Origin of the sequence: Verrucosispora sp. WMMA2044 (assembly GCF_027497155.1) — a bacterium.
Taxonomy (GTDB): Bacteria; Actinomycetota; Actinomycetes; order Mycobacteriales; family Micromonosporaceae; genus Micromonospora; species Micromonospora palythoicola.
The window spans coordinates 4543810-4566271 of record NZ_CP114913.1; the positions used below are offsets into that span (position 1 = coordinate 4543810).

Consider the following 22462-nt stretch of genomic DNA (forward strand, 5'->3'; position numbering starts at 1 on the left):
GCCCGTCTTGGTGATCACATTTCTCGCCCGTTCGCCGCAACGCGCCAGGTGGCCGGCGCTGACGCGGCTCGGCGCGGACCGGAAGCTACTCTGTGGCACATGACGAGCCCGGAGAACCGCCGCCCCGGCACCGGCCGGCGGGCGCACCGCGACCGGCACGGACGCGGTCTGCGTGGGCGGCTGGTGCCGGCCACGGTGCCCCTGGCGCGGACCAAGGCGGAGATCTTCGACGATCTGGTGCTGGACACCGTCGAGACGCTGGAGCGTCGGTTCGCCAAGGAACTGGCCGGGGTGGAGTTCGCCGTCGAGGACGTCCCGCCCGACCTGAACGTCTACGACTCCGACGTGCTGGAGGACGGCGAGGTGCCGCTGGCCCGGCTGCTGCCCGGCCGACCCGGCCGCCAGGAGGTCCCGCCTCGGATCGTGCTGTACCGGCGCCCGCTGGAATTCCGGGCGATGGACCGGGAGGATCTCGCCGACCTGGTCCACGACGTCATCATCGAGCAGGTGGCGAACCTGCTCGGCGTCGACCCGGACGAACTGGCCTGATCGCCCCCGCACCGTCACCGACCAGCCGGGCGCCTGCGCCGACCAGCCGACACGTCCGCCGACGACCAACCCCGATCCGTCCGCTGGAAGCCACGCGCCGGGCCGGACCGCCGCAGCGGGTGGGACGGTCCCCCAACCGCCCCGCCCCACGTCGGATCAGGCCGCCCGGCGCTTGAGCTTGCGCCGCTCCCGTTCGGAGAGTCCTCCCCAGATCCCGAACCGCTCGTCGTGGCCGAGAGCGTATTCGAGGCATTCCGTCTTGACCTCGCACCGCGAGCAGATGCGCTTCGCCTCGCGGGTCGAGCCGCCCTTCTCGGGGAAGAACGCCTCCGGATCGGTCTGCGAGCACAGGGCTCGCTCCTGCCACTCCGGCGCGTTTCCGAGCAGGTCGGCCGCCTCGAGCTGGCCGTCCATTCAGTTGCCTCCTTGTCGCGCACCGGCGTCGTCGCCGCTGCAACCCCCCACGCGAAAGGCGTGCTTTTGTCCGTCCGGTCCCGTTATCGTGCGTCCCGTGCGAACAACCCCATTCGAATTACACGCGTGTAATGCGTGCGCCGTCAAGCCAAACTTGATAATGGAGTCGCCCTCCCGACACGCCTCCCGGACGGCCGTCCAGCACCACCCGGTCTCGCCCTGCCCTATCGATTCAGACCCCGGCCGAGTAACGCCCTCCCCGGCGAGTTGCCCGAGTTTTCTCCCGTGGCGCGCCGGGCGCCACCGGAGCGGTCGGGCTTCGCGGCGGTGCCGAGGAAGCCGCTCACCAGGATCGGTTGATCTTGATGCGCAAGGTTATCCCGACTTCGCCAACCCCGCCCGCCGAGCGGGTGAACGACGACCGCGTCCCGCCCACATTGTGGACGGGACGCGGTAGGCGGTGACTCCGACGGTTCAGTCGGCCGACGGGTGCAAGCTGGTCGGCAAGACGAACTCGGCGACCACGCCACCGGACACGGTGACCGCTCCGACGGGCGTTTCAGCGTCCCACCAAACGGTATAGACGCCGGCCGGAAGATCCGGATAGACCGCACTGTGGAACGTGCCGTCCCGGACCCGACGCTCGCGTACGGCGGAGTGCGTACGCGGGTCGCCGTCCCGGTCCGCCCGGCTCACCTCGATCTCCCGACCGAGCAGCTGCCGCCCGGTGTAGATGATCAGCGCTCCGGTGTCACCACCCAGATCGAGGACGACCGTGCCGGTACCCGAGGGGCCGTGGTTGTGTGCGTGCTCGTGTCCGCTCATCTCCCCCACCTTCGACTCAGGACCGCACCGACGGGTTGTTGAACCCGTCGTAGGGCGTACCGAGGAACGGGAACTTCCGCAGGAACGGCGCGGTCACATCCGCCGCGCTGAGCCCCGGCGTCACCGCTCCCGCCGCCTGGTCCGGCTGGAACTTCCGGTCCACCAGCGGCACGGTCAGCCCCGCGACGGCGCGTAGTGCGATGGTCACCACGTCGTCGGTCACCCGCCGGCCGTTCGGGAAGCCCGCGAGGTCACCGCCGAGCACACCGAACCGGTTCGGCCTGCGGGCCGGCGGGATCGCCGTGTTCAGCCGGAGCATGTCGGCCTGGACGTCCCCGGTGCTGTTGGTGAAGCCGTCGATCAGCCCCTCCGGGATGCCGGTGAGCAGGATGGCGACCAGGTCCGCGCGAGCCTTCTCCGACCTGTTCAGCTTGTCCAGGTTGGGGAAGACGTCCGGGTAGAGCACCGGCAGCAGGACGGCGAGTTCCGGCCGCTCGACGAACTGGGCGAAGCGCTTGTCCTCCGACGGCGGCAGGGTGTTCCACAGGTCCTTCTGTGCCATCGGCACGATGACCTCGTTGAACAACGGGTTGCCCAGTCTGGACACCTGCGTGAACGGCCCGGCGTTGGTATCGGCCGCCACCCGGTCGCCGAGCACCCGCACCTGCCGACGCGACGCCGAGGTCCATACCCCGATGACCGAGGCGGGTTCCTGCCAGTGGTACCGGTCGGCACGGCGGCGCAGCCGCTGCACCGGCACCTGCAACGCCAGGCTGTGCACGTTCAACCGGTCGGTGGCGTTGACCGGCTCACCCGCCTCCTTGAAGATCTTCTTCCCGGCGACGTGCAACTGCTGGAACGGTCGCAGCGTGCCGAGGTCGAAGATCGCACCCAGGTCCACGAAGAAGCCGTCGGCACGCTGCCCGGCGAAGACCTTCTCGCCGGTGGACAGGGAGAAGGTCGCCTGCCGAACCAGGTCGTCGTAGTCCGGTGTGGACAGTGGGCCCACGTTGCACGGCGGGCAGGGCAGCTTACGGGCCAGCCGCTGCTCCCGACCGCCGACGATCCGGGTCAGACTGTAGAACTGCCGGCGATTCCAGTTCTCGCTGTCCAGGGCGTCGATCGGCCCGGTGTTGTAGAGGAAGCTGTTCGGATTGGTGATCTCTGTGGTGAATTCGAAGCGGTAGGTGACGTCCGGCTGTCCGTCACCATCGTTGTCGACGTGGATCTCGTACCGCACGTCGTCGCCGAACTCGAAGAAGTTCGGGCCGCCGGAGGGCAACTGCAGCGGCACGTAGTTGGCGATCAGCGTCACCGTGTCCGGGCGGTCCGGGGTGACGAAGGCGTACAGGTCGGATGAGTCTGCGACCGGATCCTTGGCGATCTCCGGTGCCTCGCGGTGTGAGGACATGAGCTCAGCGCCGGGCCGCGGCGCGGCGCAGCCGGTCGGTCAGCCCGCGGTCGCGCACCTCGATGCGGGACTGGCCGACGAACACGTCCATGGTGCCGGACCGGGCGTCACGCAGGTGCACGATGATCGTCTCGTCGGGTCCGGCCGCCGCCCTGTCCTCGCCGTCACCGGCCAGGGAGAGCCCCGGCACCGCGAGCGCGGCGGCGCCGAGGGTGGCACTGGCCGCGGCGGTGATCGTCTGCCGGCGGGTCAGCCTCGGCCAACGCCCCTTACGTTTCGCAGTGATCATGACCAACCTTTCCGGCTGCGGCGCGCAGGCGCCCGCGATGACGGACGGGGGTCACGACAGACCACGCCGGGCCCCCGGTGAGGGGTGCCGGCGACGGTCCTCGCCGTGCCGCCGCCGGCATCGACAGGTACGTCCGCCGGAAGGCGAAGGTTCGACCCTAGGCCGCGATGTGACCGTACGCAGTCGTGCGCCTACGCGCCGGCCGGCCCGCCGCCGCCGCGATGGCCCGCAACTGATCCTCGGTACGCGCCGATCCGTTGCCGGAGCCGGCCATCCGCGAGATGGTCTCCTCCATCAGCGTGCCCCCGAGGTCGTTGCAGCCGCTGCGCAGCAACTCCGCGGTGCCGGCGTCGCCCAGCTTCACCCAGGAACACTGGATGTTGTCGATCCGACCGTGCAACAGCACCCGCGCCATCGCGTGCACCACCCGGTTCTCCCGCCAGGTCGGGCCGGGCCGGGCGATGCCCGCGAGGTAGATCGGGGCGTTGGTGTGCACGAACGGCAGCGCCACGAACTCGGTGAACCCGCCGGTACGGTCCTGCACCCCGGCCAGCACCCGGAAGTGCGCCAGCCAGTGCGCGGGGTGGTCGACGTGGCCGTACATCATCGTCGAGCTGGACCGGATGCCCAGCTCGTGCGCCGTGCTGACCACCTCCACCCAGGCGGCGGCCGGCAACTTGCCCTTGGTGAGCACCCAGCGCACCTCGTCGTCGAGGATCTCGGCCGCGGTGCCCGGAATGGTGTCCAGTCCCGCCTCACGCAGCCCGGCCAGCCACTCCCGCACCGACACGCCGGCCTTGGCGGCGGCGGTGACGATCTCCATCGGTGAGAAGGCGTGCACGTGCATCTGCGGTACCCGGGCCTTGATCGCCCGGACCAGGTCGGCGTAGATCGTCACCGGCAGCTTCGGGTCGATGCCGCCCTGGAGGCAGACCTCGCCGGCACCGGCCTCCCACGCCTCCTGCGCCCGGTCCGCGACCTGCTCCACCGAGAGCCGGTACGCGTCGGCGTCCCGTTCCCGCTGTGCGAAGGCGCAGAACCGGCAGCCCACGTAGCAGACGTTCGAGAAGTTGATATTGCGGTTGACCACGTAGGTCACGTCGTCACCCACGGCGGAGCGGCGCAGCTCGTCGGCGGTGCGGCACAACTCGTCCAAGGCCGGCCCGTCCGCGCCGAACAACGCCAGCGCGGCATCGGTGTGCCGGGGCTCCAGCAGCGCCGCCGGATCCTCGGCGGCCAGCCGCAATCCGGCCCGCAGGTCGGCGTCGGCAGCGCCGGCGGTGAGCGGCCGGCCGGCCCTGGCACCGGTTCCCACCTCCGCTGCCGGGCCACCGTCGACACCCGCCCGCGCCGGTGGCACAGCCACCTTCGACGCCACCTCGGCCCAGTCGCCGTAGACGTGGTCGAAGTCGCCCCGGCGGTCGTCCGTACGCCCCGTGGTGTCGATGGTGGCGTGCAGGTCGGTGCGCCCGCCGAAGGTCTCGTCGGGCTCCTGCCACGGCCGGCCCACCGGACGGGCCGCCTCGACCGCAAGCCCGGTCGCCGGATCGGCGAGCGCGGTCACGTGCGGCAGCAGTCGCGCGTCCAGCCACGGCTCGCCGGCTCGGACGTACTCGGGGTAGACGGTCAGCCGCTCGCGGAGAGTGAAGCCGGCGGCGGCGGTACGGGCAGCCAGCTCGTCGAGCTGCGGCCAGGGGCGCTCCGGGTTGACATGGTCCGGGGTCACCGGCGAGACACCGCCCCAGTCGTCGATACCGGCCCGCAGCAGCAGGTCGTACTCACCGGCGATGAGGTTCGGTGGTGCCTGGATGCGGGCCTTCGGACCGAGCAGCACCCGGGCCACCGCCACGGTGGCCGCGAGGTCGTGCAGTTCGGCGTCGGGCATCCCCCGCATCGCCGTGTCCGGCTTCGCCCGGAAGTTCTGCACGATCACCTCCTGGAGGTGGCCGTACTCACGCTGGGTACGCCGGATCGCGAAGATCGCGTCGATCCGTTCGGCGAGGGTCTCGCCGATGCCGATCAGGATGCCGGTGGTGAACGGGACGCCGACCCGACCGGCGTCGTCGAGGACCCGCAACCGCACCGCCGGCTCCTTGTCCGGTGAGCCGTAGTGCGGGCCGCCGGGCTCGGACCACAGGCGGGTGGCGGTGGTCTCCAGCATCATCCCCATGCTCGGCGCCACCGGCTTGAGCCGTTGCAGCTCCGCCCAGGAGAGCACGCCCGGGTTCAGGTGCGGCAGCAGGCCGGTCTCCTCCAGCACCGCCACGGCACAGGCCCGCAGGTAGTCCAGGGTGGACCCGTAGCCGCGTTCGTCCAGCCACTGTCGGGCCGCCGGCCAGCGCTCCTCCGGCCGGTCGCCGAGGGTGAACAGGGCCTCCTTGCAACCCTGTGCCGCACCGGCCCGGGCGATGGCCAGCACCTCCTCGCGGTCGAGGAAGGCCGCCGGCAGCCGGTGCGGCACCGTGGCGAACGTGCAGTAGTGGCAGCGGTCCCGGCAGAGCCGGGTCAGCGGAATGAAGACCTTCTTCGAGTACGTCACGACGCCGGGCCGGCCGGCGTCCCGCAGGCCGGCGTCACGGATCGCACCGGCGATGCCGAGCAGTTCCTCCAGCGCCGCGCCCCGGGCGGTCAGCAGGGTCGACGCCTCGTCGACGTCGAGCGCCCGCCCGGTGGCGGCGCGGCGCAGTGCCCGCCGTACGCTCCCGTCACCCGGCCCGCGCTCGCTCTGATCAACCATCCGCTCAGCCTATGCGCTGCGGCCCGGTCCGGCCCCGGCCCGTGGGCAACCGCACGTGCCTCGACGGCCCGTCGTCAGCTCGGCTGGTCGCGCGGGTCGATCCGCTGGGTGCGGTCGGCCTCCCCGTCGCCCGACCGGGAAACCGGCGGGCTGGCGTCACCATCGCCCGGCCGCGCGATGGCCTGGGTCGGCTCGGTGCTCTGGTGCGGGATCGCCTGGGTCGGTTCGGCGTCCTGCCGCTCGGCGCTCCCGGCCGCGTCGCCCTGGCGCGGCATGCCCCCGCCCGGGTCGCCCTGACGCGGAATGCTCTGGGTCGGGTCGGCCGAGGCCGGCTGCCCGAACGGCGGTGCGGCCGACGGGGACGGCTGCCCGAACGTGGGCGCGGCCGGCGAGGACGGCGCCGACTGCGGTGGCACCGCCGGCTGACCGTGCGGCGGCCAGGTGTGCGGGGACTCCGGCGGCCCTCCGGCCGGGGGTGCCTGGCCAGCCATCGGCCAACCCGGCTGGCCGCCCTGACCGCCGGCGTGGCTGTGGCCGCCGGGGTGGCCCTGACCGCCGGGGTGGCCCTGGGTCGTGCCGCCGGCCGGGTAGCCGCCGAACTGTCCGGCCCCGGACTGATTCGGCTGCCCCGCCCCCGGGTGCCCGGAGCCGGGGTAGCCGGCCGGATAGCCGGCGGGCCGTTCGGCACCCGACCAACCGCCCGACTGGCCGGGCGGCGTCCAGCCGCCGCCCTGCTGACCGGGCTGGCCACCGAACTGACCCGGGCCGCCCGGCTGCGGCCAGCCCTGCTGCGGCGTGCCGTACAGGCCGGGCTCGGGCTTGGGCCGCGGTACGTGGTAGAGCCGCTGCCACACGCTCCACACCACGTACGCCGCCGCCGCGAACAGCGCCACCCAGGCGACCCGGGTGAGCAGTCCGGTCATCGCGTCGAAGAGCTGCGCCTCGGCCAGCCGACCGACCACCCAGATCAGCAGGGTCAGACCGCCGAGCACGGCGCTCACCGCGTACTCGACGAGCGCCACCTGCGTGATCATTTTCGCCCGTCCGACGGTCGGGGCGAGATGCGTGGCCAGCAGCACCGCCAGCACCGGCAGTACCACCGCCTCGATGCCGATGAAGGCGAAGAAGGAGCTGGCGGCGCGCCCGGTCACCGTGCTGTAGGCGCCCTGCGGGGTCAGCAGCCGGATCAGCCCCACGAAGAGAAAGACGGCGTTCGCGCCCAGGAGCACGAGAGCGACGAGTTCACGTAGCGGCCCGGTCACCTGGCGGGCCGGGGTCGGGTCGGTGGGCGAGGGCTCGGCGGGGCTGGTCACGAACTCTCCCTGGGGGCGAAAGCGGACAGATGCCGACGTGAGCCTAGTCTCCCGGGGCAGTTGGCTGCCGGAGGCGTCACGTAGGCGAGGATGGGCGGATGCGCATCGTGGTTCTGACCGGCGGAATCGGCGGGGCCCGGTTCCTGCTGGGGGTCCGGGCGTACGCCCGCGAGGTGGGTGCCGAGGTGACCGCCGTGGTCAACGTCGGCGACGACCTACGGCTGCACGGACTCCGGATCTGCCCGGACCTGGACAGCGTGCTGTACACCCTCGGCGGCGGCGCCGACCCGCAGCGGGGCTGGGGACGGGTCGACGAGAGCTGGACGGTCAAGGACGAGCTGGCGGCGTACGGCGCCGAGCCGAGCTGGTTCGGACTGGGTGACCGGGACATCGCCACCCACCTGGTCCGCACCACGATGCTCGACGCCGGCTATCCGCTGCACCAGGTCACCCAGGCACTGGCGACCCGCTGGCAGCCCGGCGTACGCCTGCTGCCGGCGACCGACGACCGCCTGGAGACGCATGCGGTCGCCGACCTCGACGGCGGCCAGCGGGCGATCCACTTCCAGGAGTGGTGGGTACGGTACCGGGCGCAGGTCCCGACCCACCGGTTCGTCTTCGTCGGGGCGGAGTCGGCGAAGCCGGCACCCGGCGTCACGGAGGCGATCGCCGGGGCCGACGTGCTGCTCGTGGCGCCGAGCAACCCGGTGGTCAGCATCGCGCCGATCCTGGCCGTGCCGGGTCTGCGCGAGGCGGTGGCGGACGGCCCCGCCCCGGTGGTGGGCGTTTCACCGATCATCGGTGGCGCACCGGTACGCGGCATGGCCGACCGTTGCCTGGCGGTCGTCGGCGTGGAGTGCAGCGCCGCCGGCGTCGGTGGGCTGTACGCAAGCCGGGCGAGTGGCGGGCTGCTCGACGGCTGGTTGGTGGCCGAGGAGGATGCCACAACGGTGGTGCCGGACGTGACGGTCCGTGCGGTGCCGCTGCGGATGACCGACGAGGCGGCGACGGCGGCGATGGTCCGCGCCGCGGTGGAGTTGACGTGAGACTGGAGATCCTGCCGGTGCCCGGGATCGGGCACGTGACCGAGGGGGACGACCTCGCGGCCCTGATCGGAAACGCGGCGCCCTGGCTGCGCGACGGGGACGTGCTGGTGGTGACCAGCAAGATCATCTCGAAGGCCGAGGGACGGCTGGTCGACGTGCCCGCCGACGGCCCGGATCGACAGGCCGTCCGGGACGAGGTGCTCGCGGCGGAGACGGTACGGGTGGTGGCCTCGCGCGGCCCGACCCGGATCGTGCAGACCCGGCACGGCTTCGTGATGGCCGCCGCCGGAATCGACGCCTCGAACGTCGACAAGACCCGGCTGGTGCTGCTGCCGGAGGACCCGGACGCCTCGGCCCGCACGCTCCGCGCCGGCCTGCGCGACCGGTACGGCGTGAACGTCGCGGTCGTCGTGAGCGACACCATGGGCCGCCCCTGGCGCAACGGGCTGACCGACGTGGCCCTCGGCGTCGCCGGAATGGACGCCATCCGCGACCACCGCGGCGAGGTCGACCCGTACGGCAACGAGCTGGTGCTGACGCAGATGGCGGTGGTCGACGAGCTGGCCGCGGCGGGTGAGCTGATCAAGGGCAAGTGCGACCAGGTGCCGGTCGCGGTGATCCGCGGCTACCTGACGCCGCCGCTGTCGGGGGACGGCGAGGGCGCCCGGGTGCTGGTCCGGGACGCCTCGATGGACCTGTTCTCGCTCGGCACCGCCGAGGCGAAGGCGGCCGGTCTGGCGGCTGCCGCCACCCTGCCGGATCACCTGTCGGAAGCCCCACCCGACCCGGCCACCGTCGCGCGGGCGATCGACTCGGTCGCCGACGTGATCGCGCCCGGCACGGTCTTCACCCAGGTCACCGACGACGACGTACGCGCCGCGCTGGTCCGCATCGTGCCGGGCTGGCCGGTCCACGCGACCGGCCTGGTGCTCTGCTCCCCACCCACCCCGGTGGGCCCGTTCCAACTGGTCCGCTTCGGCACGGACGTGCAGCGCCTACGCACCGCCCTCGCGGCGGCACACGTCCCCACCCAACTCCTCCCCCCACCCAGCGGCACCACCGCCGCCGCCACCCTCGCCCTCTGACAGGCAGGAGGGTCAGGGGTTGAGGATGGCGCGGCCGAGCGGGGTGAGGGTGTGCAGGACGGTGTTGCGGTCGCGGTTGCTGACCAGCAGACCCGCGTTCCGCAGCACGGTGGTGTGCTGGCTGGCCGCCGCCGCCGAGATGCGCAGCCGGCGGGCCAGCTCGCCGGTGGTGCAGCCGTCGTCACTGGCGGCGAGAACCGCCGCGCGGGTACGGCCGAGCAACGCGGCCAGCGCCTCCCGGCCGGTGTCGCCCGCCGCGGGCGCGTCCCCGGTCAGTCCGCCCAGCCTGTCGACCGGGTAGACCAGCACCGGCGGTAGTTCCGGGTCGAGCAGCGCGACAGGCGTGTTCGCGCAGAAGAACGACGGCACCAGCAGCAGCCCTCGTCCCTCCAGGTGAAGTTCCCGGCTCCTCGGGTAGGCGGGAATCTCCAGCACGCCCGACTCCCAGCGCAGGCCCGGCCGCAGCGTGGTCAGCAGCCCTTCGACACCCCCGTCGAGCATCGCCCGGGCGCGGCGGGCACGATCGGCCTCCACCGCACCCTGGACCCGCGTCCAGTACGGGCCGAGGGCGAGCTGCCGGTAGCGGTCCATCGTCTCGGTCAGGTGGTTCAGGGCCTCCGGCTCACCCCGGGCGATGGCGGCCACCCCGGCGGGCAGGTTCCGGTTGTCGCTGGCGAGCAGCGTGAGGTCGCGTTGCAGCGATGCCACGGGGGTACGCCGCAGCGCCTCCATCCCCGCCTCGAAACCGTGCACACCCTCGTACGGGGTGAGGAAGTCCGGAAAGTAGCCGCGCGGCGGGCTCAACGTCGACAGCAGTCGCAGTGCCTCGGCGTCCAGCTGCCGACGCAGCCCCCGCGAGACCTCGCGACGCCAGCCGGCGAGCAACGGATCACGGCTGCGCCCGGGCAGCAGGTGCAGACTCAGCACCACTTCCCAGACCGGATCGGCCGCCGGAGCCACCCGGGTCCGGAGAATGTCCTCGCCGGAGAAATGGATCTTCAGCATGGGTACTCCCAGCGCCCGGCGGAGGGGGCACCCGGCGACCTCCGAACTCTACCCGGCCGTCCCGGCCTCGGGCAGTTAAGCCTCAGCTGAAAGACCTCGACGCCCGTGGCGTGAATCCGCCATGCTTCCCGTGCCACAGGGGGCCACCCGCGTCGACCGTGTCCGCCCCACTGGGTGCCCGAGAGCGGGCGGCACCATACGAGGGTCTGCGGCTCAGATTCCGCAGGGGGTGCCGCCCGGTCTCCCCGGCACAGGTCCGGCCGCCGCACCGGCTCATCCACCAGCACCCCGTACGCTGGCTCGGACGAGAGGAGCGGCCGTTGTCGACGCCCCGAATGGTGGACCGATCCCCGTGCGACGACGCGGACGGCTGGACGGCGCTGCACGCCGACGCGCTGGCGGTGCTCACCGGCTGGACGCCGACCAGCCCCGACGCGGCGGTGGCCCGCGACCGGACCCTCGGCCTGCTCGACGCCGGGCCGATCGCGATGAGCCGCGCACACCGCGCCGGTCACGTCACCGCCAGCGCCCTGGTGTTCGACGCGACCGGCAGCCAGGTGCTGCTCTGCCTGCACGGCAAGTTCCACAAGTGGGTGCAGTTGGGCGGGCACTGTGAGCCCGCCGACCGGACGCTGGCCGGTGCGGCGTTACGGGAGGCCACCGAGGAGTCGGGCATCGCCGGTCTGCGGATCGATCCGCTGCCGATCGACGTGGACGTGCACCCGGTGGCCTGCCAGGGCGGGTCGCTGCACCACGACGTACGCTTCGCCGTTTTCGCCCCGGTTGGCGCGACGGAACGGGTGAGCGTGGAGTCCGAGGCGCTCGGCTGGTTCCCACCGGAGCGCCTGCCGCAGCCACTGGCCGGCGGCACGGCCCGGCTCGTCACACCGGGCCTGGCGGCCTTCAGACGAGCTTCTCCGCACCCCGTCTCTTGAGCTCGTCCACGATCGACTTCACGTCCTGAGCACGATCGCGCGGGCAGACCAGCAACGCGTCCTCGGTGTCGACCACGATCAAGTCGCGTACGCCGACGGCGGCCACCAGCCGACCGGCCTGCGGGACCACCACCATGCCGCTGCTGTCGCGCAGCAGCACCTCGGTCTTGGCGTCGCTGGCGAGCACCACGTTGCCGTCGGGGTCCGTCGGCAGCACCTCGCCGAGGGTGTGGAAGTCACCCACGTCGTTCCACCGGAAGTCACCGGGTACGGTCGCCACCCGGCCGGCCGCGGCCGCGCCCTCCATCACCGCGTAGTCCACCGAGATCTTCGTCAGCGTGGGCCAGACCGCACCGAGCACGTCGTCCTGTTCGTCGGAGTGCCACGCCGCCGCGATCGTGGTGACCCCGGAGTGCAGGTCGGGCTGCTGACGTGCCAGCTCGGCGAGAAACGCCGACACCCGCCAGACGAACATGCCGGCGTTCCAGAGGTAGTGGCCCGACCGCAGGTACGTCTCGGCGACCTCCGCGCTCGGCTTCTCCTTGAACTCGACCACCGGGCGCATCGGGCCACCCTCGACGGGCTCGCCGGTCCGCAGGTATCCGTAGCCGGTCTCCGGCCGGGTCGGGGTGATCCCGACCGTCATCAGCAGCCCCTGCTCCGCGCCTCGGACCGCCTCCCGGACGGTGTCCACCCATCGCTCAGGATCGCCGATCAGGTGGTCGGCGGCGAACGATCCCATGACGGCGTCCGGGTCGCGTACGGCGATCACCGCCGCGGCCAGCGCGATGGCGGCGCAGGAATCCCGTGGCGACGGTTCGACCAGGATGTTCTCCTCCGGCAGACCGGTCAGCTGGCGGGCCACGGCCGCGGCGTGCGCGGCCCCGGTGACCACCATGGTGCGTTCGGGGGTGGTCAGCGGCCCCAGCCGCTCGACGGTCGCCTGAAGCAACGACGCGGACGTGCCGGTGAACGGGTGGAGGAATTTGGGATGCCCGGCACGGGACAGCGGCCACAACCTCGTGCCGCTGCCACCGGCCGGAATGACGACATAGATCACCAGGACATCATGCCCGAACCGCCCGGACCGGGCGCCTCGGTTGGGGGCCTCAGGCCCGCGCCCTGGTCCACGCCGCGATGTGCACTTCGGCGCTGGACCCCCAGGTGAACTCCTTCGCCCGATCGAAACCGGCCTTCGCCAGCGACAACCGGCGCGGTTCGTCGTCGAGCAGCGCGGCCAGGTCGGCGGCGATCTGATCCGGATCCTCGCTGGTGTAGGCCACCGCGTCGCCTCCGACCTCCGGCAGCGACAGCCGGGGGGTGGTGAGCACCGGGGCGGCGCACGCCATCGCCTCCAGGATGGGCAACCCGAACCCCTCGCCGTAGGAGGGGTACGCGGCCACCAGCGCCCCGCCGAGGAAGCCGGGCAGGTCGCCGTAGCGCAGGTAGCCGGGACGCAGCAGCCGCAGGTGCGAGGGCACCTCGGCCACCGCGCGGTCGATGTCGTCGTCGTGCCCCTGTCCGCCGGCCACCACGAGTGCCGGCGGGTCCGGCCGCTCGGCGACCGCCCAGGCCCAGCCACGGATCAGGTTCGGCACGTTCTTGCGCGGCTCCTTGGCGCCGAGGAACGCGACGTAACTGCTGCCACCCAGCCCCAGGCGGGCCCGGACCCGGGCCTTCTCCTCGTCGCCGGGCGCGTGGAAGGCCTCGTGGTCCACCCCGTGGTAGGCCACGTCGATGCGGGTGGGGTCGGCGTCCAACAGTCGGATCAGTTCGTCGCGGGTCGCCTTGCTGGGCACGATCACGCGGTTCGCGCGCCGCAACGAGGTCTTGATCGCGCTACGGAAGAACGTCCGGCGGGACTTGTCGTAGTGCTCCGGCTCGGTGAAGAACGTCGCGTCGTGCACCGTCACGGTGACCGGACAGCCGGCCCGCAGCGGGCAGGTGTAGAAGGGCGAGTGCAGCACCTCCGCGCCGACCTGCTGGGCGAGCAGGGGCAGGCCGGTCTGCTCCCAGGCGAGGCGGGCTGGCCGGTGCGCGACCGCGGCCGGCGCCGGAATGATCTCCGCGCCGGGCAGCTTCCGCCGGTAACGCTCCAGGTCGGTGCGGAGGCTGACCACCACCAGGTCCACCGCCGATCCGCACACCTTGCCGAGGGCGCCGAGCAGGCCATCGACGTATCTACCGACGCCGCCGCGATCGGCGGGAACACTCGTGGCGTCGATGAGCACGCGGGGCGGGCGACCGGCGGTCACGGGGCGACTCCTTGCGGTGGCGGGACTGTGGGGAACGACACTCCGGCAAGCCTACGCCGGAGCCGGGCACGGACGCTGACTGCGACCCGACGGTACGCCGACTTGTCGCTGTCATCGAGTACGGCCGCCGGGCGCGTATCGTTCGCGCCGATGGCCGACAACATTGCCCGGGTGTTCGCCGACGCGGTCGCGACCGACCCGAACCGCCCCCTGCTGACCTGGTACGACGACGCCACCGGCGAACGCACCGAACTTTCCGGAGCGACGCTGGCGAACTGGGTGGCCAAGACGGCGAACCTGCTCGTCGACGAGCTGGCCCTCGGGCCGGGCGGCACCGCGGCGGTGCTGCTGCCGCCGCACTGGCAGAGCGCTGCGGTGCTGCTCGGTTGCTGGTCGGCTGGGTTGACGGTGCGTCCGGCCGGTTTGCCGGTCGCCGACCGGCCGGGCGCGGTGGACGTGCTGTTCACCACCGTCGACGGCGTCGCCGAGGCCGACGCCTGGTCGGCGGCCGACCGGTACGCGCTCGCGTTGCACCCGTTCGCGCTGCCGCTGCGGGAGGTGCCGGCGGGCTTCGCCGACTACGTCACCGAGGTACGCGCGCACGGCGACCACTTCACGGCGTACCCGCCCGGCGGGCCGGACCACACCGCGCTGCGCGCCCGGGTCACCACCCGCGCCGCCGAACTCGGCATCTCCGCGGGCGACCGGCTCCTCGTGGACGTCGACCGCCGTCCGGACCCGCTCGACTGGCTGCTGGCCCCGCTCAGCGTCAGCGCCACCCTGGTGCTCTGCGCCCACCTGGACCAGGCCCGCCTGGCCGACCGCCAATCGACGGAACGCGTCACCCACTCCCTGACCTGACTGTGCGGCTGGCCGGGTCGGTCCGAAGGTGATGGGCTCGACCCTCACCCTCCGTGTCGCTCACTCACCGTTGCTGCGCCAGCGCCGGGCTATATATCCCTCCCCGCCCTTTGCTCTGCTTCAACCGACGCACAACGGATTGAACTGCGGCGACGTGGCGATGGTCCGGTGCCACTCACGCGTTGGACGCTACGGGAAGTAACTGTTGCGTGGGTTGAAGCAGAGCAAAGGACGGGGGAAGGTATTGGTTGGGCGAGCTGCGACAGCACGTTGAGTGATGCCTGGTCCCAGCTCGTAGCTGGTTCTCGGCCGAGGAAAGCTGGGGTCTAGGGCGACCAGCGCGCAGGCCGCACCGCCCGGGCTCGGGGTCGAGGGGTCGGCGTGGCGGGTCGGGTCAGGTGGCGGGGCGGTCCGGGGTGCGGTGTCGGGCCAGGGTGGCGAAGGCGGTCAGGGAGTCGGGGTTGGCCAGGGCGCCCTTGGCCGCCGCCAGGTCGACCGGAGTCCCGGTGAGGATCTTCTTGACCGGCACCTCGAGCTTCTTCGCCGACAGGGTGCGTGGCACCGCGCGGACCTGATGGATCTCGTCGGGTACGTGCCGGGGCGACAACGCGGTACGCAGTTCGCGGCAGATCGACCGGCGCAACTCGTCGTCAAGGGTCACCCCCTCGGCGAGTACCACGAACAGCAGCAGTTCACCGGCACCACCCTCGTCGTCCTCCAGGTGCACCACCACCGAGTCGACGACCTCGTCCAGCCCCTCCACCACGGAGTAGAACTCGGCGGTGCCGAGGCGTACGCCGCCCCGGTTGAGGGTGGCGTCGGAGCGACCGGTGATGACACACCCGCCCCGGGAGTTGATGGTGATCCAGTCCCCGTGCCGCCACACCCCGGGATAGACGTCGAAGTACGCCTCCCGGTAGCGGGCTCCGTCCGGATCGTTCCAGAAACCCACCGGCATGCTCGGCATCGGTTCGGTGATCACCAGCTCGCCCAGTTCCCCGATGACCGGGGTACCGTCCGGCGAGCGCGCCTCCACCTTGGCGCCCAGGGCACGGCAGGCGATCTCACCGGCGTGCACCGGCAGCAGCGGCACACCGCCGACGAAACCGGTGCAGACGTCGGTACCGCCGGACAGCGACTGGAGCTGAAGGCCGTCGCCGACCGTGTCGTACACCCAGGTGAAGCCCTCGGCGGGCAGTGGCGCGCCGGTGGAGCCGAGGCCGCGCAGCGCGGAGAGGTCGGCGATCTGGCGCGGGACCAGCCCAGCCTTGCGGCAGGCCAGCAGGAACGGAGCCGAGGTGCCGAAGTACGTGGTGCCGGTCCGCTCCGCCAGCCGCCACAGGGCACCCAGGTCGGGATGGCCGGGGTTGCCGTCGAACAGCACGATGGCCGCACCCACCGCCGGCCCGGAGACCAGGAAGTTCCACATCATCCAGCCGGTGGTGGTGAACCAGAAGAACCGGTCCGCCGGGCCGAGGTCGTGGTGCAGGGCGAGCATCTTCAGGTGCTCCAGCAGGATGCCGCCGTGTCCGTGCACGATCGGCTTGGGCAGCCCGGTGGTGCCGGAGGAGTAGAGCACGTACAGCGGGTGGTCGAACGGCACCGGGGTGAAGGCCAACGGTTCGTCGGTCTCGGCCGCCAACTCCGCCCAGGCGAGTGCGTCCGCAGCCGGCGCACCGTCGGGGTCGAGGTAGGGGATCGAGACGGTGTGCCGCAGCGACGGCAGCGCGGCCCGGATCGCGGCCACCTCGGCGCGCCGGTCGACCGGCTTGTCGCCGTAGCGGTAGCCGTCCACGGCGACCAGGATCTTCGGCTCGATCTGCTGCCACCGGTCGGTCACGCTGCGGGTGCCGAACTCCGGCGCACAGGACGAGAAGACGGCGCCGAGGCTCGCGGTCGCCAGCATCAGCACGTACGTCTCGGGGATGTTCGGCGCGTACCCGGCCACCCGGTCCCCGGTGGTGACGCCGAGCCGGCGCAGTCCGGCGGCGACCCGGCGGACCTGCTCGCGCAACTGCCCGGCGGTGAGGGTGACCGGCGGCCGGGTCTGCCCGTGCGCCACGACCACGGGCTCGTCGTCGGCCCGGCCCGGCATCCGCAGCACGTTCTCGGCGTAGTTGAGGGTGGCGCCGGGGAACCACCGGGTGCCCGGCATGTCCCGGTCGGTCAGCGTGGCGGTCGGCTGGGTGTGCGCGACGACGCCGAAGTGGTCCCAGATCGACCGCCAGAAGGCGTCCAGGTCGGTGACCGACCATCGCCACAGCGCGTCGTAGTCGGCGAACGTCAGCCCCCGGTGCTCGGCGAGCCAACGCAGGTAAGCCCCGATCCGGGACCGCTGGAGCACGTCCGCCGGTGGCGTCCACAGCACGTCCGTCACTGGTCCACTCCTCCCCTGGCCCGGCACGACACTGTGCGGTGGGCCGTGGCGCCATCTTGCCCTACCTCGAAGCGCCATTGTCCGCACCCGACCCCCGCAGGCGCATGTGCCCGCCCCACACCCTGAGGACCCGACCAGTGTGGCCGGGACGCAGGAAGCGCCGCCGGCGGCCGGAGAGGTCAGGGTTCGCTGCGGGCCGCCTGGATGGCCTGACGGCGGGCCAGCCGGTGGGCGCGGCGGATCTCCGCCTCGCGCCAGCGCCGCTCGTCCTCCGGCGTCTCCGGCAACACCGGACGCACCGGCCGGGGCGCGCCGCCCACCTCGACCCCGACGAAGACGAGGTACGCGGTGGCCACCCGCACCGGCACCTCGTCGGCCGAGTCCCAGCGCTCGGCCATCACCCGGACGCCGACCTCCATCGAGGTCTGACCGGTCCAGTTCACCTGGGCGTACGCGTGCACCAGGTCGCCCACCCGGACCGCCTCCGAGAAGACGATCTCGTCGATCGCGGCGGTCACCGCCGTACCACCGCTGTGCCGCGCCGCCGCCGCGCCGGCCACGTCGTCGACGAACTTCATCAGCACCCCGCCGTGCACCGTTCCGTACAGGTTCACATCCACTGCGGTCATGATCCGGCTGAGGGTTACCCGAGAGTACGAGGTCGGCTTGCCCGGCAGGGCGGTGGCGGGGTGCTCGGTCATGTCGGAAACGGTACGGTGCGCGGATGCGACATCTGTGGAGCTTCCTCGCAGGGCTGGTGGTGGTGCCGGTCACCTGGGTGCTGGTCACCCTCGGTCAGGACGGGTCGGCCGACACCGTCAACCGGTGGGTGGAGATCGGCACCGCCAACACGGCGAATCTCATCGAACCGGCCGTGTACCTCGCTGTCGGTGGCATCGTGCTGGGCCTGCTCGGCACGCTACGCATCTCACCGCTCGGTCCGCTGGTGGCCGGGCTGCTGCTGGTCACCCCGTACGTCGGACTGTTCGTCTCGCCCTTTCAGGTACGCGAGCGCATCCCGTCCGACTGGAAGTTTCTCGACGACCCGCTGCCGCTGGGGTTGCCGGTGGAGAACGGCACGCTCTTCCTGGTCGGCATGCTGCTGCTGATCGCGACGTTCAGCGGGCAACGGTGGCGGCGTTGGCCGGTCGCGGTGCCGCAGCCGGAGTCGGGAACCCTCGACGCGCCGGCGCCGGACCAGACGTTGACCGACTGGTCACCGGGCCCGTCGGCGGAACGGGACACCGCGCCGCTGAGCCTGGGCTACCCGGACCCGGAATCGACACCGACCGAGCCGTTGCCCCGGCGTACCGGAGGTGGGTCACCCTGGTCGGCACCGCCGGGCAACCTGCCTCGACGCGACGACGCCACCAACTGATTTCGGCAACTCCGATCGTCGCCTCCGCCCGGCGACCGGGCGGGCGGAGGCGACCCGCCAGGCGCTACTGTCTGGCTACGTCGTTGGCAGCCTGGGGGTTGGACAAAGCATGGGCGCGTCGGAATTCATGGTGTTCGCAGGATCAGCCAGTCGAAACCTTGGACGTGCGATCACCGACCGGCTCGATATCGAGTTGGGATCCTCCGAAGTGCTTCACTTCTCCGAGGGAAACCTCTTCGTCAGAGTGCTGGAAAACGTCCGGGGGCGGGACATCTTCATCGTCCAGGGCACCGCCTTTCCAGCGAATGACAACTTCATGGAGTTGCTCTTCTGGATCGACGCCCTGAAGCGGGCCAGTGCCGCGTCGGTGACCGCCGTGATTCCCTACTTCAGCTACGCCAAGGGTGACAAGAAGGACGAGCCGCGGGTGTCCATCCGCGGACGGGTGTGCGCCGATGCCATTGCTGCGGCGGGAGCGGATCGGGTCGTCACACTGGACCTACACACTCCCCAGGTGCAAGGGTTCTTCAACATCCCGGTCGATGATCTGTATTCGTTGCCGGTGCTCTGCGACGCCATCGCGGCGCACAACTTTCACGATCTCGTGGTGGTCGCTCCGGACGCTGGATACGCCAAGAAGGCACGACAGTGGGCCAATCGCCTGCAGGTGCCCACGGCCATCGCCGACAAGCGACGCGTCGACCACAGCGAAACCGCAGAAATCGTCGAGCTGATCGGCTCCGTGGAGGGCCGGACGGCGCTTATCGTCGATGACTTCACCATCAGCGCAGGCACTCTTGTCGACGCCGCACGCGTGTTGGTCGACCGGGGCGCGACCACGGTGTACGCGGCAGTCAGTCACGCTTTGTTGACCGAGGCTGCGAACGAACGGCTCGACGACAGCCCGATCGAGTGCCTGTTCACGACCGACAGTGTGGAGACCCAACCCACCAAACTGGCGGACAAGGTCCAGGTTGTCAGCGTGGCCGGGCTGTTCGCCGAAGCCATTCACCGCATCTCGGCACGGGAGAGCATCTCGGTGCTCTTCGAGTAGGCTCCTCAGCCCTTGAGCAACTGCCGGGCCATGACGATGCGCTGCACCTGGTTCGTACCCTCGTAGATCTGGGTGATCTTGGCGTCCCGCATCATCCGCTCGACGGGGTAGTCACGGGTGTAGCCGTAGCCGCCGAGCAGTTGGACCGCGTCGGTGGTGATCTCCATCGCGGCGTCCGAGGCGAAGCACTTGGCCGCCGCGCCGAAGTAGGTCAGATCGGCGTCGCCGCGCTCGGACCGACCGGCCGCCGCGTACGTCAACTGCCGGGCCGCCTCCAGCTTCATGCCCATGTCGGCGAGCATGAACTGCACGCCCTGGAACTCGGCGACCGCCTTGCCGAACTGCTTGCGCTCGGCGACGTACCCCTTGGCGTAGTCGAGCGCACCCTGCGCGATGCCCACCGCCTGCGCGGCGATGGTGACCCGGGTGTGGTCCAGGGTCTTCATCGCGGTGGCGAAGCCGGTGCCCTCGGCGCCGATCATCCGGTCCGCCGGGATCCGGACGTTGTCCAGGTAGACCTCACGGGTCGGCGACCCCTTGATGCCCAACTTCTTCTCCGGCGCGCCGAAGCTCACCCCCGAATCCGACTTCTCGACCACGAAGGCGGAGATGCCCCGGGAGCGGGCGGTGGGGTCGGTCGTCGCGAAGACGGTGTAGAACTCCGAGACACCGGCGTTGGTGATCCAACGCTTCACGCCGTTGAGCACCCAGTGATCGCCGTCACGTACCGCCCGGGTGGTCATCGCCGCCGCGTCGCTGCCGGCCTCCGGCTCGGAGAGACAGTACGAGAACATCGCCTCGCCGGCGGCGACCGGCGTCAGGTAGCGGCGCTTGAGCTCGTCGGATCCGGCCAGCAGCAGCGGCATCGTGCCCAGCTTGTTCACCGCCGGGATCAGCGAGGAGGAGGCGCAGGCCCGGGCGACCTCCTCGATCACGATCGCCGTGGCCAGCGCGTCCGCACCGGCCCCGCCGTACTCGACCGGGATGTGCGGTGCGTGGAAGTCGGCGGCACGTAGTGCGTCGTACGACGCCTTCGGGAACTCACCGGTCTCATCCGCCTCGGCGGCGTGCGGAGCCACCTTCGCCGCACAGACCTCACGGACCGCTTCCCGGATCGCCTCGTGCTCCTCCGGCAGACGGTACGCGTCGAACGACTGCTCTGCGGCCATGTCAGCCCCTCCCCTTCACCGCTATCATGCGCAGTCTGTAACGTCGGCTGGACGCCCACCACGCAGACTGAAGGATAACGACCACAGTTCAGGTGATGTTACCGGCGCGTAGGCTGGGCCATGGCGAAGCTCCGACACCGCTCGGCGATGATGGAACCCAGCAGACGACCCACCCCTGCGGCGCTCACCCTGGCGCCGCGGCGGAACGCGACGCAGCCACGCGGCGCCAGTGCGAGCGGAGAAGACAGGCGTGACCATCCCGTACCCGAACACCCAGCCGGTGCCCGCCATCACAGCGGTCACACCCCCCTCGGGTGCCTCCCGGCCCCGGGTGACCTTCCTGGGCACCGGCTACCTTGGCGCGACCTATGCCATCTGTTACGCCGAACTCGGCTACGAGGTGCTCGGCTTCGACGTCGACGCGGACAAGATCGCAAAGCTGAACGCGGGCGAGGTGCCGATCCACGAGCCCGGCCTCGACGAACTGCTGCGGCGCAACCTCGCCGCCGGCCGGCTGCGCTTCAGCACCGACATCGCCGAGACCGCCGACTTCGGTGACGTGCACTTCATCTGCGTCGGCACTCCGCAACGGGCCGACGGGATGGGCGCCGACCTGTCGTACGTCGAGGCGTCGGTCACCGGCCTGGCCCAGCACCTGACCCGCAAGGCGCTGATCGTCGGCAAGTCCACCGTCCCGGTCGGCACCGCCGAGTGGGTGGAGCAACTCGTCGGCAAACACAGCCCGGCCGACCTCGGCGTCGAGGTCGCCTGGAGCCCCGAGTTCCTCCAGGAGGGCTTCGCCGTCGACGACGTGCTGCGCCCCAACCGCATCGTCGTCGGGGTCAAGAGCGAGTGGGCCAACGGCATGCTCTACGCCGCCCACAAGGGCGTGTTCGATCTCGCCGCCACCGAGGACCGGGAAGTACCGCTGGTCGTCACCGACTTCGCCACCGCCGAACTGGTCAAGGTCGCCGCGAACGCCTTCCTGGCCACCAAGATCTCCTTCATCAACGCCATGGCCGAGGTCTGCGAGGCCTCCGGCGGCGACGTCACCCAGCTCGCCAAGGCCATCGGCTACGACCCGCGCATCGGCAACCGCTTCCTCCAGGCCGGCCTCGGCTTCGGCGGCGCCTGCCTGCCCAAGGACATCCGTGCCTTCCAGGCCCGGGCCCAGGAACTCGGAGCCGGCGAAGCCCTCCGCTTCCTGCACGAGGTCGACCTGATCAACCTGCGTCGCCGTACCCGCGTCCTGAACCTCGCCGCCGAGCTGCTCGGCCGCCGCTCCGGCCCCGCCGGCCCGGACCTGTCCGGCACCCGCATCGCCGTGCTCGGCGCCACCTTCAAACCCAACACCGACGACGTACGCGACGCCCCCGCCCTGGCCGTCGCCGCCCTGCTGCACAAGGCCGGCGCCGATGTCCACGTCTACGACCCCGAGGGCATGGAGAACGCCCGCCGCGCGGTGCCGGAACTCACCTACGAACCCGACATCGCCAAGGCGGTCACCGACGCCGACCTGGTCTGCGTCCTCACCGAATGGGCCGACTTCCGCAACGCCGATCCCGGCCTCCTCGGCGACCTCGTCGCCGGTCGCCGCATCGTCGACGCCCGCAACTGCCTCGACCCGGCCCTGTGGACCCAGGCCGGCTGGGAGTACCGGGGCATGGGGCGTCCGTGATCCCATCCTGTGGTGATGTTGGCGGTTGACCCGCCGACAACTGTCGAATTCCCGGCCCGCTTTGGGCATGCTGCGACAGTG

The 22462-nt window shown here is 71.4% G+C and carries 20 protein-coding genes; 8 read left to right on the forward strand and 12 right to left on the reverse strand.

All coding sequences use genetic code 11. The features are described from left to right. Positions 1-99 precede the first annotated feature (99 nt). The gene (locus O3597_RS20625) at positions 100-549 is read left to right on the forward strand and encodes a metallopeptidase family protein (RefSeq protein ID WP_093406503.1); all 450 of its coding nucleotides are present in this window, start codon (positions 100-102) and stop codon (positions 547-549) included. Between the two features lie 156 nt (positions 550-705). Here the strand turns inward: O3597_RS20625 and O3597_RS20630 are convergent, their stop codons facing one another. From O3597_RS20630 to O3597_RS20655, 6 genes are all read right to left on the reverse strand, one after another. Beyond that, positions 706-963 carry a WhiB family transcriptional regulator gene (locus O3597_RS20630; RefSeq protein WP_013731688.1) on the reverse strand — a complete coding sequence of 86 codons (258 nt, stop codon included), beginning with the start codon at positions 961-963 and terminating at the stop codon, positions 706-708. A gap of 474 nt (positions 964-1437) precedes the next feature. Further along, positions 1438-1788, reverse strand: a complete 351-nt coding sequence (locus O3597_RS20635) for a phospholipase (RefSeq protein ID WP_281602128.1) — start codon at positions 1786-1788, stop codon at positions 1438-1440. Positions 1789-1804: 16 nt separating this feature from the next. Then, positions 1805-3199 carry a DUF4331 domain-containing protein gene (locus O3597_RS20640; protein ID WP_281602129.1) on the reverse strand — a complete coding sequence of 465 codons (1395 nt, stop codon included), beginning with the start codon at positions 3197-3199 and terminating at the stop codon, positions 1805-1807. A 4-nt stretch (positions 3200-3203) separates the two neighbouring features. After that, positions 3204-3488 carry a hypothetical protein gene (locus tag O3597_RS20645; protein WP_281602130.1) on the reverse strand — a complete coding sequence of 95 codons (285 nt, stop codon included), beginning with the start codon at positions 3486-3488 and terminating at the stop codon, positions 3204-3206. Between the two features lie 157 nt (positions 3489-3645). After that, a complete protein-coding gene (locus tag O3597_RS20650; protein ID WP_281602131.1) occupies positions 3646-6225 on the reverse strand; it encodes a bifunctional FO biosynthesis protein CofGH in 2580 nt (859 codons plus the stop codon). 74 nt (positions 6226-6299) lie between these two features. Next, entirely contained in the window at positions 6300-7538 is a 1239-nt protein-coding gene (locus O3597_RS20655; protein ID WP_281602132.1) for a hypothetical protein, read from the reverse strand. 98 nt (positions 7539-7636) lie between these two features. On the opposite strand from O3597_RS20655, the gene cofD reads away from it, so the two are divergent. Together cofD and O3597_RS20665 are read left to right on the forward strand one after the other, a co-directional pair. After that, entirely contained in the window at positions 7637-8584 is a 948-nt protein-coding gene (cofD, locus tag O3597_RS20660; RefSeq protein WP_281602133.1) for a 2-phospho-L-lactate transferase, read from the forward strand. Continuing rightward, on the forward strand, positions 8581-9669 hold the full coding sequence (locus tag O3597_RS20665) for a coenzyme F420-0:L-glutamate ligase (RefSeq protein ID WP_281602134.1): 1089 nt from the start codon (positions 8581-8583) through the stop codon (positions 9667-9669). The genes cofD and O3597_RS20665 overlap by 4 nt, the downstream gene beginning before the upstream one ends. Positions 9670-9681: 12 nt before the next feature. Here O3597_RS20665 and O3597_RS20670 read toward each other — a convergent pair whose 3' ends face one another. Further along, the gene (locus O3597_RS20670) at positions 9682-10674 is read right to left on the reverse strand and encodes a winged helix-turn-helix domain-containing protein (protein WP_281602135.1); all 993 of its coding nucleotides are present in this window, start codon (positions 10672-10674) and stop codon (positions 9682-9684) included. A gap of 335 nt (positions 10675-11009) precedes the next feature. Between O3597_RS20670 and O3597_RS20675 the strand changes: the two genes are divergently transcribed. After that, positions 11010-11609 carry an NUDIX domain-containing protein gene (locus tag O3597_RS20675; RefSeq protein WP_164446733.1) on the forward strand — a complete coding sequence of 200 codons (600 nt, stop codon included), beginning with the start codon at positions 11010-11012 and terminating at the stop codon, positions 11607-11609. On the opposite strand, the gene O3597_RS20680 is transcribed toward O3597_RS20675, so the two are convergent. Together O3597_RS20680 and O3597_RS20685 are read right to left on the reverse strand one after the other, a co-directional pair. After that, a complete protein-coding gene (locus O3597_RS20680; RefSeq protein WP_164446047.1) occupies positions 11578-12669 on the reverse strand; it encodes a sugar phosphate nucleotidyltransferase in 1092 nt (363 codons plus the stop codon). The genes O3597_RS20675 and O3597_RS20680 overlap by 32 nt on opposite strands. Positions 12670-12718: 49 nt before the next feature. Continuing rightward, positions 12719-13864 (reverse strand): glycosyltransferase family 1 protein, encoded by a 1146-nt coding sequence (locus O3597_RS20685; protein WP_281602136.1) that lies wholly within the window; start codon positions 13862-13864, stop codon positions 12719-12721. A 150-nt stretch (positions 13865-14014) separates the two neighbouring features. On the opposite strand from O3597_RS20685, the gene O3597_RS20690 reads away from it, so the two are divergent. Next, positions 14015-14725, forward strand: coding sequence for a TIGR03089 family protein (locus tag O3597_RS20690; RefSeq protein ID WP_164446049.1), 711 nt, complete (start codon positions 14015-14017; stop codon positions 14723-14725). A 394-nt stretch (positions 14726-15119) separates the two neighbouring features. Here O3597_RS20690 and O3597_RS20695 read toward each other — a convergent pair whose 3' ends face one another. Then, positions 15120-17102 (reverse strand): acetoacetate--CoA ligase, encoded by a 1983-nt coding sequence (locus O3597_RS20695; protein ID WP_281602137.1) that lies wholly within the window; start codon positions 17100-17102, stop codon positions 15120-15122. A gap of 179 nt (positions 17103-17281) precedes the next feature. After that, complete coding sequence (locus O3597_RS20700; protein WP_164446051.1) at positions 17282-17803, reverse strand: hotdog domain-containing protein; 522 nt, start codon at positions 17801-17803, stop codon at positions 17282-17284. Between the two features lie 23 nt (positions 17804-17826). Between O3597_RS20700 and O3597_RS20705 the strand changes: the two genes are divergently transcribed. After that, complete coding sequence (locus tag O3597_RS20705) at positions 17827-18480, forward strand: hypothetical protein (protein ID WP_281602138.1); 654 nt, start codon at positions 17827-17829, stop codon at positions 18478-18480. 109 nt (positions 18481-18589) lie between these two features. Beyond that, the gene (locus O3597_RS20710) at positions 18590-19534 is read left to right on the forward strand and encodes a ribose-phosphate diphosphokinase (protein ID WP_164446053.1); all 945 of its coding nucleotides are present in this window, start codon (positions 18590-18592) and stop codon (positions 19532-19534) included. 5 nt (positions 19535-19539) lie between these two features. Here the strand turns inward: O3597_RS20710 and O3597_RS20715 are convergent, their stop codons facing one another. Further along, positions 19540-20703 carry an acyl-CoA dehydrogenase family protein gene (locus tag O3597_RS20715; RefSeq protein WP_164446054.1) on the reverse strand — a complete coding sequence of 388 codons (1164 nt, stop codon included), beginning with the start codon at positions 20701-20703 and terminating at the stop codon, positions 19540-19542. A 250-nt stretch (positions 20704-20953) separates the two neighbouring features. On the opposite strand from O3597_RS20715, the gene O3597_RS20720 reads away from it, so the two are divergent. Beyond that, positions 20954-22381, forward strand: coding sequence for a UDP-glucose/GDP-mannose dehydrogenase family protein (locus tag O3597_RS20720; protein ID WP_164446055.1), 1428 nt, complete (start codon positions 20954-20956; stop codon positions 22379-22381). The last annotated feature ends 81 nt before the right edge of the window (positions 22382-22462 follow it).